Raw genomic sequence first — 14347 nt, forward strand, 5'->3', positions numbered from 1 at the left:
CTAGCGGCATGCATATCGACTTATCTCAACGCAAACCGGTTTCATTGCGCGCGATTACAAGGCGCTGGATTTCGCTGGTGCCTTCGTAGATTTCGGTGATCTTGGCATCGCGGAAATAACGCTCCAGCGGCATTTCCTTGGAATAACCCATGCCGCCATGGATCTGCACCGCCTGATGCGTGATCCACATCGCAGCCTCGGATGAAACCAATTTGGCGCATGCCGCCTCGGTGCCGAAACGACCGCCGTTTTTTTCCGTCTCGCCCTTGGCGAACGCCGCACGGAGTGTCAGCAAGGTCGATGCTTCGAGCTTGCATTTCATGTCGGCGATCTTCGACTGGGTCATCTGGAACGAGCCGATCGGCACACCAAAGGCCTTGCGCTCCTTCACGTAATCCAGGGTCGCCTCGTACGCCGCGCGCGCGATGCCGATTGCTTGCGAAGCGATGCCGATACGGCCTGCATCGAGCACACCCATCGCGATCTTGAACCCCTCGCCTTCGGCGCCCAACACTTCATCAGCGCTGGCGTGGTAATCGGTGAATTCGATTTCGCACGTGGCCGACGCGCGGATGCCGAGCTTGGGCTCGGTCTTGCCGCAGTGAAACCCGGCCTTGGCGGTGTCGACCAAAAATGCGGTGACGCCTTTTGCGCCCTTGGCCGGATCACTCATCGCAAACAGCACGATATATTTCGCGACGGGGCCGGAGGTGATCCAGCTCTTTTTGCCATTGATGATAAAGCTGCCGTCGGCCTGCTTGACCGCACGGCAACGCATCGCCGTGGCATCCGAACCGGACTGCGGTTCGGTCAGCGCAAACGCGCCAATGTCCTTGCCTTCGGCGATCGCGCGCACGTATTTCTGCTTTTGCGCCTCGCTGCCGAACTTCAGGATGCCGTTGCAATACAGCGAATTGTTGACCGACATGATCACCGAATGCGCGCCATCGGCCGCGGCGATCTCGATCATCGCCAGCACATAGGCGATCGGATCCATACCCGCGCCACCGTATTCGGTCGGCACCTCGATCCCCATCAGGCCGAGCTGGCCCATCTCGCGGATATTCTCCAGCGGAAACTCGCCGGATGCGTCGAAATCGGCGGCGACGGGCGCAATGCGTTTCTGCGCAAAATCGCGCGCGACGGACTGGATCGAAAGCTGGTCTTCTGTGTAACGGAAATCCATGAGTGCTCCTGGATGATGCGCCGTTCGCGCTGATGCGCTGCAGCTGCCGACGTTGCTGAAAAGCGCTTATTGTAACGTTTTCACCGATTGTGCGGGCGTAATATGCGGGCGATGCTGCGCGATCAGCCACGGGAACAGACGCTCGTCGGCGTAGACGCGATCCCAGATATTGTGACCATCGTCGTCGTACTCGGTGTAGCCCGGATGCCCGCCCAGATCGAGCAACGCGGTGACCAGCCAGCGCGGACCGAAACGGCCGCCGCCGTCGCCGTAACGTCGATCGGTGGCGTGATCATTGATGCCGTGAAAAATCCACAACGGGATATGCACGATGCGATCAAGTCCTTCAAAGGCGCTGCCGCTGCTGATCGGCACACCGGCGGCAAAAATATCGGGGTACGCCTTTAATGTATCCCACACCGCCGAGCCGCCGGTGGAGAGTCCAGTCAGATAAATGCGATCCGCATCGATGTCGAATTCGGCTCGCACTTTCGCCACGACCTCGATGATTTCGTCCGGATTCCAGCGGTCGGTCCGACTTTGCGGTGCGACCAGAAAAATCGGCTGGCGCGCGAGATGCTCCGGGCTCAGGAAGTTGGCGAACAAGCTGCCGGTGTTTTGCGTGACCTGCGCCTCGTTGTCGCTGCCGATCTGTCCGCTGCCATTGAGGAATACGATCAACGGCAGCGGCTTTGCGCGCTGCTGACTATCGGGCAAAAGCACACGATACGGCGTGCCGTTGCCATCGATGCTGGTATTGCGTCTGAGCATATCCTCAGCCTCGAACGCAGCTGCCGGCCCGACAAAAAACGTCAGCACGGCAATTGCCAACAACAGTATTCGCGATGCCGCGCCATGCAACCACAAGCGGTAGTTCACAATTATTGAATGCATCGAAGAAAACAATTTACAGATTAGTCGAGAGCCAAATCGCGAACGATGTCGCGCCATAAATGCCCCGCCATAATAATGCATATAATCCTGTGGGCGTGCCGCCCTGCGCTCGTGCATGAGCCTCGTGGGACGCCTCATCGGATCGGATGGATTGCACAGCAAATAGAACCTGTTCGTCTCGTTCACCAAGAAACTCCACTTGATGTTCGAGATGTGCATTTACTCTGCTCTCGACCGCAGCCGTGCACACCCAAATTGCACGTTGTCCTAGTAGCGCCGTAAAGAATCCGAGCAGCCATCCACCAATTGCCCAAGCCATCAGTGCATGGCAATGGCGTAGTGATCTTTCTGCCAGGATTTCGTCAAATGCGCGGAAGTGCGCTTGCTCATGTGCGAGCATGTTCGTGAGCGGCAAAACACATGATGGGTATAGCAAGCGAGAAACAAAAATTTGCGCTTTGTAGATGCAGATAGCACCGCGCTCACCGGCGTGGTTAACGCGCAACACATGCTCAACCGATCTAATTTCTGACATTCAAAAAAACGCCTTTCGATGGTGCAAAAAACACATCGTCCAATCTTGCCCAGCTGGCTACGCCGCAGCAACACACACATCATGCATCGATATACACGCTTGAACGCAGGCTCTTCCTTGACGCAGCCACGCGGTGTCTTTATCCTGCCATTTATCTTTCGATCAAGATGAAAGGATAAATATTGGATCTGGCTGCGACATCCGCCTTGTTCCGTCTGCTCTCCGACCCGACGCGCGTGCGTCTGCTGGCGTTGCTGGAGCGCGAGGAACTGACCGTGGCCGAATTATCGTCGGTGCTGCGTCTGGCGCAACCGCGCGTGTCGACGCATCTGGCCAAGCTCAAGGAAGCCGAGCTTGTACGCGACCGTCGCGCCGGTGTGTCCGCTTACTACCGATTGAATGGCGAGCTCGAACCCAAACAAAGTGTCCTGCTCGCGGCACTCAAGGAATCGATCGAAGATGCGTTGCTGCACGATGATCTCGAACGCCTGCCGAGCGTACTTGCACAACGTGCGCGCGAACAGAACTGGGCCGACAGCGTCGCCGGCGACATGGAGCGACATTATTCGCCAGGTCGCACGTGGGAAGCACTCGCGCGCTCGATGTTGATGCTGCTGCAAACCGGCGACGTGCTGGATATTGCCTCCGGTGACGGCGTGCTGGCCGAACTGCTGGCGCCGCGCGCAAAATCGGTGTTGTGTCTGGATGCGAGTGAGCGTGTCGTCAGCGCGGCGCGCGAACGCCTGAAAAAAATCAGCAATGTCGAGGTACAAGTCGGCGACATGCACAAGCTCGCACTCGGCTCACGCAGTTTCGATCTTGTGCTCATGATGCATGCGCTTACGTACAGCGAAAAACCGGCGCAGGCAGTCAGCGAGGCCGCGCACGTGCTCAAACCCGGCGGTCATCTGCTGGTATGCACGCTCGGTGGTCATGCGCACAGGAATGTGGTCGAACCGTTCGATCATCGTAATCTTGGTTTCAAACCGGATGAATTGCGCGGTTTCGCGCGAAAGGCCGGCTTGAAAGTGATCGCCTGCGAACACATCACGCGTGAGCGCCGACCACCGCATTTTGAAGTGTTGACGCTACTGGCGATCAAGCCGTAATAATTCGCTGAACACGTTTAGCCGTAAAAACGTCTACAAGGCACCACAAACCATGAGCCATCAACTTCCGTATCTGCATCCCGAGCGCGTCGCGCTGCTGCTGGACGCCGTCGAGCGCCGCATCCTGATCATCGATGGTGCGATGGGCACGATGCTGCAGAGTTATACGCTGGACGAATCCGGTTATCGCGGCACACGTTTTGCCCAGGGCCTCGATGCACATCACGCGCATGAGCATCACGGCGTCGGCTGCGATCTGAAAGGCAACAACGACCTGCTCACGCTGACCCAGCCCGACATCATCAAGGCTGTGCACAAAGCCTACCTCGATGCCGGCGCCGACATGGTCGAGACCAATACCTTCAACGCCACACGTATCAGCCAAGCCGACTATCATCTCGAACATCTGGTGGTCGAACTGAATCGCGAAGGCGCGCGTATCGCGCGTGAAGTCTGCGATGCAAAAACTCTCGAGACACCCGATCAGCCGCGTTTTGTCATCGGCGTGCTTGGCCCGACCAGCCGCACCGCGTCGATTTCGCCGGACGTCAATAATCCCGGATTCCGCAACGTCACGTTCGACGAGCTTGTCGAAACCTACCGCGAAGCCGGCAACGGATTGATCGACGGCGGCGCTGATGTTTTGATGGTCGAAACCATTTTCGATACCTTGAATGCGAAGGCGGCATTGTTCGCGATCGATACGCTGTTCAACGACCGCGGCGCGCGCCTGCCGGTGATGATTTCGGGCACGATCACGGACATGTCCGGGCGTACTCTTTCGGGCCAGACCGCCGAGGCGTTTTATTATTCGCTGCGCAATAGCAAGCCGCTGTCGATCGGCCTGAACTGCGCGCTCGGGGCCAAGGATTTGCGCGCTTATGTCGAAACGCTGTCGCAGGTTGCGGAGTGTTATGTCAGCGCACATCCGAATGCGGGATTGCCGAATGCGTTCGGTGAATACGACGAGACGCCCGAAGAAATGGCTGCGGTCGTCGGCGAGTTCGGCACCTCGCGTCTCGCGAATTTTCTCGGTGGCTGTTGCGGTTCGACGCCGTCGCATATCGCCGCGATCGCTGCCGCCGTGCGCGGCGTGGTGCCGCGCAGCCTGCCACTGATCGTCGATCACGCAACCGATCAAACCGTGGTCGATCAAGCCGCATGAGTACGAACGTGTCTACGATTGCACGCCATATGCGACTGAGCGGCCTGGAGCCGCTGGTGATCACGCCGGAGCTGAACTTCATCAACATCGGCGAGCGCACCAACGTCACCGGCAGCGCGCAGTTCAAGAAACTCATCAAAGAACAACGCTACGACGAAGCCGTCGTGGTGGCGCGCCAGCAAGTCGAAAACGGCGCGCAGATTATCGACGTCAACATGGACGAAGGCCTGATCGATTCCGAAGCGGCGATGGTGACGTTTCTCAATCTGATCGCGGCCGAACCCGATATCGCGCGCGTGCCGGTGATGGTCGATTCGTCGAAGTGGAGCGTGATCGAAGCCGGCCTGAAATGCCTGCAGGGCAAGGGCGTGGTCAACTCGATTTCGCTCAAGGAAGGCGAGGAAATTTTCTTCGCGCATGCGCGTAAAGTCATGCAATACGGCGCGGCCGTGGTGGTGATGGCGTTCGACGAACAAGGCCAGGCCGATACCTGCGCGCGCAAGGTCGAAATCTGCACACGCGCATACAAATTGCTGACCGAAAAAATCGGCATGGCGCCGGAAGATATCATCTTCGATCCGAATATTTTCGCGATCGCCACCGGCATCGACGAACACAATAATTACGCCGTGGATTTCATCGAAGCCACGCGCATCATTCGCCAAACGCTGCCGCATTGCCATGTTTCTGGCGGCGTATCCAACGTCTCGTTTTCGTTCCGTGGCAACAACCTCGTGCGCGACGCGATCCACTCCGTGTTCCTCTATCACGCGATCAAGGCCGGCATGGATTTCGGCATCGTCAACGCCGGCGGCATGCCGATCTACGACGATTTGCCTGCGGATTTACGCGAACGTGTCGAAGACGTCGTGCTCAATCGCCGACCCGATGGCACCGAGCGCTTGCTCGAAATTGCCGAGCGTTTCAAAGGCAAAAAAGGCGAGGTCGAAGTTGTCAGCGAAGCCTGGCGCGAGTTGCCGGTGAATCAGCGTCTGACCCACGCGCTGGTGCACGGCATCGATCTGTATGCCGAAGTGGATACCGAAGAATCACGACAACTTTCCACGCGTCCGCTCGACGTGATCGAAGGTCCGCTGATGCAAGGCATGAACGTGGTCGGCGACCTGTTCGGCGCGGGCAAGATGTTCCTGCCGCAAGTGGTGAAATCGGCGCGTGTCATGAAAAAAGCCGTGGCGTATCTGCTGCCGTTTATCGAAGCGGAAAAACTGCGCTCGGGCGATGTCACGACATCGAACGGCAAGATCATCATGGCGACAGTTAAAGGCGACGTGCACGACATCGGCAAGAACATCGTCGCGGTGGTGCTCCGCTGCAACAACTTCGAGGTGTTCGATCTCGGCGTGATGGTGCCGGCGCAGAAAATTCTCGACGCCGCGCGCGCCGAGGGTGCGGATGTGATCGGCCTGAGCGGATTGATCACACCGTCACTCGAAGAGATGAGCCACATCGCCAAGGAAATGCAGCGCCAGAATTTCCACCTGCCGCTGATGATAGGCGGCGCCACCACGTCGCGCGCGCACACCGCGCTAAAAATCGAGCCGCATTACAAGGCGCCCACGGTTTGGGTGAAAGATGCTTCGCGTGCGGTCGGCGTGGCGCAGTCGCTGATCAGCAAAGATCTGACCGAAGAATTCATGACACGCATCCGCGTCGAGTACGCCGAGATTCGCGAGCGGCACAAGGATCGCGGCCCGGCGAAACGTCTCGTCAGTCTCGCGCATGCGCGTGGCCAACGCTTCAACGGTCGCTGGGATGAATATGTGCCGCCGCTGCCGAATCAGCCAGGCATTACCGTGCTTGACGATTACCCGCTCGCGACGCTCGTGCCGTATATCGACTGGACGCCGTTTTTCAACACGTGGGAATTGTCAGGACGCTATCCCGATATTCTCGACGACGAAATTGTCGGCGTGCAAGCGCGCGAATTGTTCAAGGATGCGCAGGCCATGCTTGAGAAACTTGTCGCCGAAAAATGGCTGCGGGCAAAAGGTGTATTCGGACTCTGGCGTGCACACGGTGTCGGCGACGATATCGAAGTATTTGCCGATGCCGATGCGAGTAAACCGACCGCAACCCTTCGCTGCTTGCGTCAGCAAGTGGACAAGCCGCCGGGGCGTCCGGATTTTTGCCTCGCCGATTTTGTCGCGCCGAAAGAATCCGGCCTCAGCGATTATGTCGGCGGTTTTGCTGTGACCACCGGCCTCGGTATCGAGCCGCATCTCGCGCGTTTTCAGAAAGACAATGATGACTACAGCGACATCATGCTCAAGGCGCTGGCCGATCGTCTCGCCGAAGCATTTGCCGAACACTTGCACGAGCGTGTGCGGCGCGAATTCTGGGGATATGCGCCGGACGAACATCTCGACAATACCGATCTGGTCGCCGAAAAATATCGCGGCATCCGCCCCGCGCCGGGTTATCCGGCCTGCCCCGACCACACCGAAAAAGGCACGCTATTCGCGCTGCTCGATGCAGAACATCACACCGGCATCAAGCTCACCGAAAACTTCGCGATGTATCCGGCCTCGGCGGTTTCCGGCCTGTATTTCTCGCACCCGGAAAGCCAGTATTACGTGGTCGGAAAAATCAGCCGCGAGCAGATCGAGGATTACGCCAAGCGCAAGAAAATGACGATCGCCGAAGCGGAACGCTGGCTCGCGCCGAATCTGGATTACGATCCGGAGTAGTCAAAGGAGACCGATTCCCACAAGATACAAACATGAGCTAGTATCGTTCCGTCTTCTCTGGAGGAAAGAAAATGTCCTCAATCACGATCAGTAGTAATCCGAAGATTCTGGGCGGAACGCCCTGCTTCGCGGGTACGCGCGTGCCGGTGAAGACCTTGTTCGACTACCTTGAGGCGGGCGACAGCCTCGATGTGTTCCTGGATCAATTCCCCTCGGTCAAGCGCGAGCAGGCGATAGCCGTGCTTGAAGAAAGTCGGCGCGCGCTGCTGGCGGCATGAGGGTTCTGCTGTCGGTCAGGCCATCTCACTCGCCGCCCGCTCAGAAGAACCCTGACTCCGTTATTGGGCAGCAAAGGCAATCCTAGCTTTGCCACCGTCGCCAAGGTGGTCAAGGCATTGGGATTCAAGCTGACGATTTCACAAGGTTGATTTGCTCAGACCTCATCGCGCCGCAAGCCGCGTGTGCGCAGTCTGTAGGTTGGGTTGAGCGAAACGCTCGCTCAATATGCAAATACAAAAATGGTGAGCTTTTCGGTCTGCAAGCATCCTGCCTTTCCGCACTGCGCACCGCGCGCTGCGCGCGTGGATAGATGTGTGCCGCTAGCTGGCACGCGCGCGTTTTCGAACGAGTAATCATTACGCGCCCACATCGCAATGATTGCGCCGAAATTTGTCGGCATAAACCCGTCAGCGAAAAATGTTCAAGCGCTTGCAGGCGTGGAGGAAAACCGCTTGACTCGATAAGCGGTCGGTTGGAGTATCCGACGCAACGCTCCGCATCCGGGATTATCGGTAGTTAGGCTCTCCATGCACCCTGACAGACACAACTTTCGACCCAACTGGCCTGCGCCAGATGACTATCTTCTTGAGCTTGGGCGAATGACAGCACTCTGGGGATCTCTCGATGCGGCCAGCGTTCTTGCATTTGGGAAGTTCGCTGGCTACGCGGAAATTCTCGACATCCGTGCCGTGATCATCACTGCACATCTCAACTTTCAGCAGCGCTTGGATGCAATATCCGCATTGTGCGAGCACTTAGCTCCCAGCTATCCAAAGTTGTCAAACTACGAACTCGTAATCAAACAACTCAAGGCCGCTCAAAAAGCTAGGAATAAGTACGCGCACAATGGCGCTACATTCAACGAAGAAACAGGAAAGGTTGAGTTGTCCTATGCCACTGCAAGAGGTAGCCTAAGGTTGCATTCCGAGACCGTGCATATCAGCGATATCAAGGAAGCCAATGCAAAAATACATGAAGGACTATGCTCGCTTCACTCACTTGTTTCAGGTAAAGAGCTTTTACCAATATGGGAGCGCGCCTAACATCTCCTTCAAAGCAGATGGCTACTCCGCCGCTCAACTCCAGCGTTGAGCTGTAGAAAAACCCCTTTTCACGCACGCGCGATGATCGCCGCGGCGATATGGAAACGCTGCACCTTAGCGATTATCTGCTGACGCGCCCGTGCTGCAGTCACATTCACGTGATGCGTAAAACCATCGAAGCATGAGGGCTTTTCCGTTTCCTTCAGGCAGCTTTTCGATCACTTGCCCACTTCTCAATATTGTGGACGAGGGCTACGCGTCGAATACAGAAATCGCTATTCCGAATCGATGTTTGCAGTTTGCGTGCTGCGCCGGTGACTCAGTTCGAGAAACAAGTTGTAGACCGAAACGAACATCGGGAAAAGATTCGACATCACACCGACCGAGTCGTTTTTGCCGAACGTGAAATACAGCAGCAACAGGATGCTGCCGCTGACCGACAACCACCAGAATTCGATCGGCATATGCACGCGCTTGAGTTTGCGCGAGGCGTACAACTGCACGAACCAGCGGCTCGTAAACAGGAACACACCGAGATAGCCAACCAGCTTCCACGATGTAACGGTGATGTGGTTGAAGTGAAACAGAACTTCATTCATGGGTTTGGAATATCGCTAAAGTAAAACGGAGGTTGCCGCGGCGCGATCATCCGCCTGCTGGCGGCTCAGAGAATGTCATTCGATATTCCCGCACTCGCAGGAATATCGAATGGACGCGCCGCAATTTGCAGCAACGATTATCGTGAGCGCTCAGCTAGCCACGCATGAATCGCTGGTGGCACTTCGCGCTGCGCACGACCGGAAACGTAGATGCCGATGTGGCCGCCTTTAAACGCGAGCTGGGTGTAGTCGCTGCTGCCGACATGATCCTTTAGCACGCGTGATGCCGACGGCGGCACGAGATGATCCTGCTCGGCGAAAATATTCAGCACCGGCATCGTGATGTTTTTCAGCGCGACGGATTTATCGCCGATCATGAGGCCGCCCTTGACCAGCTTGTTGCCCTGGTAGAACTCCTTGATGAATTCGCGGAACGCTTCGCCGGCCTGATCGGGGCTGTCGAAGATCCATTTTTCCATGCGCAGAAAATTCTCGACTTCGGTCTTGTTGTCGAGGATGTCGATCAGGCCGATGTATTTCTGTTGGTTCAGGCGCACCGGCTTGAGCGTGAGGTAACAGAAATTCATGAGCTCGGCCGGCACGTTGCCAAGTGCATCGACGAACAGATCGACATCGAGGCCGCGCGTCCAGTGCGACAGCATGTTTTCCGGCGTGTGGAAATCTACCGGCGTCACCATCGTCACGAGATTGCGCACTTTTTCGGGATAGATCGAGGCGAAACACAACGAGAACGCGCCGCCCTGGCAGATGCCGAGCATATTGATCTTGGCCACGCCGCAACGTTTCGCCACCGCATCGACACAACGCCGAATATAACCGTTGATGTAGTCGTCGAGATTGGTGAAACGATCCGACAGATCTGGATAACCCCAATCGATCAGGTATACATCCTGGCCACTGGCCAGCAATTGTTTGACGATCGAGCGATCTTCCTGCAGGTCGACCATGTACGGCCGATTGACCAGCGCATAGACGATCAGCAGCGGCGTCTTGATGGTCGGCTTGCCCTCACCCTTGAATCGATACAGGACGAGTTTGTCCTCGCGATAGATTTCTTCCTTGTCGGTGACGCCGAAGTGCACGTCGTCGACTTCACGCAGAGTTTTCATGCCGTTCGCGATTTTCTGCTGCAGCTTGATCGCGTCGTCCAGCGCTTTTTGCGGAGTGATATTGATCGGATTCATGCCGGGCCTCAGCGACGCTTAGCGGATGTGGACGAAGCGCGCTTGGCTTTCGTTGCTTCGGTCTTCGCAATCACAGCACGGGTTTTATTCAGCGATGCGGCGAAGGTGTTGGCCGAACGTTTGCTCGCAACGGATTTGCTCGGCGCTTTTGCCGCAGCCGCGGCAAGCTTGGTCGCAGGCACCTTTGCTGCCGGTGTTTTTGGAGCCGCTACCTTTGCCACTGGCGCCTTGGCTACCGGTTTGATTTTGCTAGGTACCGGCGCCGATTTTTTCTGCACAGGCACGTTCGCAGGTTTATCTGCAGCGCGAGCGGGTTTATCGGCGGCGGCAGTGCGCAGCGCATCCACTTCTGCGCGCAAGTTGGCCAACTCCTGCGCCATCGCACTCTCGCCGGCTTCAGCACTGCGACGCAGCTCACGACGCAATTCGTGCAGGCGTTTTTCCACGCTGTTGATTTCCGTGCGCGTCGGCATGCCGAGTTCGCGCGTGTTGTGTTCGATCTCTTGCTGCACGAGACCACGCACGCGCATTTGCGCGTTGATGTAATTGCCGTAGACCTTGCGGAAATCTTCGGCCATCGCGATTTCGGCGTAAGCCTCTTCGGCGGAATCGACCCAGAGATCGTAAAAACCGCGCATCGAATCGATCTGGCGGCCAGGTTCGGAACGCTCGGCGAGTTTGTCTTCGAGAATCTCGAAACTGCGCTGGCTCGACTTGGCGAGTTCAGCGTTGTAGTTCTTGTTAGCCTCTTCGTATTCCGTCCACGCCGCGAGCAGTTTCTGCAAGCGCTCGGTCTTTTCGCGCGACGAGCCGAACGCCGGCAGCTTCAACATCGCACTGCTTTCGCGTTTGGCGGCTTCGATAAACGGTGCCATCTGTGCGCCAAGTTGCTCGAAACTTTTGGCGCCTTGCCCTGCGATATCCCGCAGTCCTCGCGACATCGGATTATTGCTCAGGGAGGCATCAAAACCGGGCACACTGAAACCACCGGGCATCGCAAACGCATTGCGCAAACTATCCATCCACGCACCGGTGTTGGCACTGCCGTCGAAGCCGGAAGCAGGATTCGCAAACGCGCCGCCCAAGGTCGATTGCATCGTCGCGAGGTATGTCTTGGCGCTAGCGAGCATGCGCTCCACCACGTCGCTCTGATGGTTTGGCTGATTGCCGAACAGTCGCGACCATTGCTCGATGCCTTCTTGCCACGGTGCCGCAGCAGCGCCGCCGCGCGCCTGATCGGTCGCGGCATTGTGCGTGAGATCGTTAAAGGCGTTCCAATATTTGGCCTGCATCTTGGCCCAATCCATTTCGTCAGTCATAAATCCTCCGCAAGATAAAACGATGCTAGCAGCCGTCACGTCAGGTCACAACGACACGAGCGCATGCGCATAGCAGTCAACATTGGCAAGCTTGGCGTAACCAATGATCGGAGCGCCTAAAACTGGCAAAGAAAAAGCGGGCACACGGCCCGCTTTTTCATCAACGAATTACGCGCGTTATCAGCCTGCGGCTGCGGCGGCTTCGTCTTCGAGCACAGCCTTCATCGACAAACGAATACGGCCCTGCTTGTCAACTTCGAGCACCTTCACGCGCACGATGTCGCCTTCCTTGAGCTTGTCGGAAACTTTCTCGACGCGCTCGTTGGAGATTTGCGAAACGTGAACCAGACCATCCTTGCCCGGCAGGATCGTGACAAATGCACCGAAGTCCATGAGCTTGGCGACTTTGCCTTCGTAGATCTTGCCCGGCTCGACATCAGACGTGATCTGTTCGATGCGCGCTTTCGCGGCTTCGGCAGCTTCACGGTTGACCGAGGCGATGATGATCGTGCCGTCGTCCTGGATGTCGATCTGCGTGCCGGTTTCTTCGGTGATGGAACGGATCGTTGCGCCGCCCTTGCCGATGACTTCGCGGATCTTGTCCGGGTGCACGCGCATGGTCAGCAGACGCGGTGCGAACTCGCTCATTTCCGAGCGGGCGCTGCTGATGACCTTGGCCATTTCGCCGAGGATATGCAGACGACCCTGCTTGGCCTGGCTCAGCGCCACGCGCATGATTTCTTCGGTGATGCCGTCGATCTTGATATCCATCTGCAATGCAGAAATACCATCCGCACTTCCGGCTACCTTGAAATCCATGTCGCCGAGATGATCTTCGTCACCGAGGATATCGGACAGCACAACGAAGTCGTTGCCTTCCTTGACCAAGCCCATTGCGATACCGGCGACCGGCGATTTCAGCGGCACACCAGCGTCCATCATGGCGAGCGAAGAACCGCACACCGATGCCATCGACGAGGAGCCGTTCGACTCGGTGATTTCGCTGACTACGCGCACCACGTACGGGAATTCTTCGATGCTCGGCTTGACGGCCTGCACACCGCGCTTGGCGAGACGGCCGTGGCCGATTTCGCGACGCTTCGGACCGAGCATGCGACCAGCTTCGCCGACCGAGAACGGAGGAAAGTTGTAATGGAACAGGAACGGGTCTTTCGACTCGCCTTCCGGCGCATCAATGATCTGCGCATCGCGCGTGGTACCGAGGGTAACGATGACCAGCGCCTGGGTTTCGCCACGCGTGAACAAAGCCGAACCATGCGTGCGCGGCAATACGCCGGTGCGCACGGTGATCGGACGCACAGTGGTCAGATCGCGACCGTCGATACGAGTTTTGGTGGCAAGCACCGACGCGCGCAAAGTCTGGTATTCGAGTTCGCCGAATTCCTTGGCGATTTCGGCATTGCTCCAGCCATGCGCTTCAGCTTCCGACTTGAGCGAAGAAATCGTTTCTTTCTTCAATGCGGAGATCGCATCGCGACGCTCGATCTTGTCGCGAACGGCGTAAGCGGCGATCAGACTATCGCCGACCGCACCCTTGACCTGTGTGATCAGCGCTTCGTTCTTCGACGGAGCCGACCACGTCCACGACTTGACGCCCACTTCGACACACAATTCGTTGATCGCGCGGATCACGACCTGCATCTGCTGGTGACCAAACATCACCGCGCCGAGCATGATTTCCTCAGACAGCAGTTTGGCTTCGGATTCGACCATCAGCACCGCGTTTGAGGTACCGGCGACGACGAGATCGAGATCGGAGGTCTTGAGTTCGGTCGCGGTCGGGTTAAGCAGGTATTTGCCATTCGCATAACCGACGCGGGCAGCAGCAATCGGGCCGCCGAACGGCATGCCGGAAAGTGCGAGTGCGGCGGATGCGCCGATCAAGGCCGGAATGTCGCCGTCGATTTCCGGATTCATCGACAGCACGGTCGCAATGACCTGCACTTCGTTGCGGAATTCTTCGGGGAACAGCGGACGAATCGGACGATCGATCAGGCGTGAGGTCAGTGTTTCTTTTTCGGTCGGACGACCTTCGCGCTTGAAGAAGCCACCCGGGATGCGACCGCCGGCATAAAACTTTTCCTGATAGTCCACGGTGAGCGGGAAGAAATCCTGCCCTTCGCGTGCCGACTTGTTGCCGACTGCCGTGACCAGAATGACGGTGTCGCCCATCTTGACGACGACCGCGCTGGCCTGGCGGGCGATTTCGCCCGTCTCCAGCGTGATTTCGTGATTACCGTACTGGAAGGACTTGGTTACTTTCGCCACGAGAATTTTCCTGTTG

At 57.3% G+C, this 14347-nt stretch carries 12 protein-coding genes; 5 read left to right on the forward strand and 7 right to left on the reverse strand.

The genetic code is table 11. From position 1 onward, the window contains the following. Window positions 1-25: 25 nt before the first annotated feature. The 3 genes from ELE36_RS13660 to ELE36_RS13670 form a co-directional block, all read right to left on the reverse strand. Window positions 26-1186 (reverse strand): acyl-CoA dehydrogenase family protein, encoded by a 1161-nt coding sequence (locus ELE36_RS13660; RefSeq protein WP_129834195.1) that lies wholly within the window; start codon window positions 1184-1186, stop codon window positions 26-28. A 66-nt stretch (window positions 1187-1252) separates the two neighbouring features. After that, on the reverse strand, window positions 1253-2065 hold the full coding sequence (locus ELE36_RS13665; RefSeq protein ID WP_165371613.1) for a carboxylesterase family protein: 813 nt from the start codon (window positions 2063-2065) through the stop codon (window positions 1253-1255). A 28-nt stretch (window positions 2066-2093) separates the two neighbouring features. Continuing rightward, a complete protein-coding gene (locus ELE36_RS13670) occupies window positions 2094-2615 on the reverse strand; it encodes a demethoxyubiquinone hydroxylase family protein (protein WP_129834199.1) in 522 nt (173 codons plus the stop codon). Window positions 2616-2797: 182 nt separating this feature from the next. Between ELE36_RS13670 and ELE36_RS13675 the strand changes: the two genes are divergently transcribed. From ELE36_RS13675 to ELE36_RS13695, 5 genes are all read left to right on the forward strand, one after another. Then, a complete protein-coding gene (locus tag ELE36_RS13675) occupies window positions 2798-3724 on the forward strand; it encodes an ArsR/SmtB family transcription factor (protein ID WP_129834201.1) in 927 nt (308 codons plus the stop codon). A 52-nt stretch (window positions 3725-3776) separates the two neighbouring features. Further along, window positions 3777-4889 (forward strand): homocysteine S-methyltransferase family protein, encoded by a 1113-nt coding sequence (locus ELE36_RS13680; RefSeq protein WP_129834203.1) that lies wholly within the window; start codon window positions 3777-3779, stop codon window positions 4887-4889. Continuing rightward, window positions 4886-7597 (forward strand): methionine synthase, encoded by a 2712-nt coding sequence (gene metH, locus ELE36_RS13685; protein WP_207215783.1) that lies wholly within the window; start codon window positions 4886-4888, stop codon window positions 7595-7597. The genes ELE36_RS13680 and metH overlap by 4 nt, the downstream gene beginning before the upstream one ends. A 71-nt stretch (window positions 7598-7668) precedes the next feature. Next, window positions 7669-7875: a DUF433 domain-containing protein gene (locus ELE36_RS13690; protein WP_129834207.1), complete on the forward strand. Its 207-nt coding sequence runs from the start codon at window positions 7669-7671 to the stop codon at window positions 7873-7875. 600 nt (window positions 7876-8475) lie between these two features. Continuing rightward, window positions 8476-8919, forward strand: coding sequence for a hypothetical protein (locus ELE36_RS13695; RefSeq protein WP_207215784.1), 444 nt, complete (start codon window positions 8476-8478; stop codon window positions 8917-8919). Window positions 8920-9194: 275 nt separating this feature from the next. On the opposite strand, the gene ELE36_RS13700 is transcribed toward ELE36_RS13695, so the two are convergent. From ELE36_RS13700 to pnp, 4 genes are all read right to left on the reverse strand, one after another. Beyond that, window positions 9195-9518, reverse strand: coding sequence for a lipid-A-disaccharide synthase N-terminal domain-containing protein (locus ELE36_RS13700; protein WP_129834210.1), 324 nt, complete (start codon window positions 9516-9518; stop codon window positions 9195-9197). 137 nt (window positions 9519-9655) lie between these two features. Continuing rightward, a complete protein-coding gene (locus ELE36_RS13705; RefSeq protein ID WP_129834212.1) occupies window positions 9656-10723 on the reverse strand; it encodes a class III poly(R)-hydroxyalkanoic acid synthase subunit PhaC in 1068 nt (355 codons plus the stop codon). 8 nt (window positions 10724-10731) lie between these two features. Beyond that, a complete protein-coding gene (gene phaE, locus ELE36_RS13710; protein WP_129834214.1) occupies window positions 10732-12042 on the reverse strand; it encodes a class III poly(R)-hydroxyalkanoic acid synthase subunit PhaE in 1311 nt (436 codons plus the stop codon). 180 nt (window positions 12043-12222) lie between these two features. Continuing rightward, window positions 12223-14331 carry a polyribonucleotide nucleotidyltransferase gene (gene pnp, locus ELE36_RS13715; RefSeq protein ID WP_129834216.1) on the reverse strand — a complete coding sequence of 703 codons (2109 nt, stop codon included), beginning with the start codon at window positions 14329-14331 and terminating at the stop codon, window positions 12223-12225. Window positions 14332-14347: the final 16 nt, after the last annotated feature.

It is taken from the genome of Pseudolysobacter antarcticus (assembly GCF_004168365.1).
Lineage (GTDB): Bacteria > Pseudomonadota > Gammaproteobacteria > Xanthomonadales > Rhodanobacteraceae > Pseudolysobacter > Pseudolysobacter antarcticus.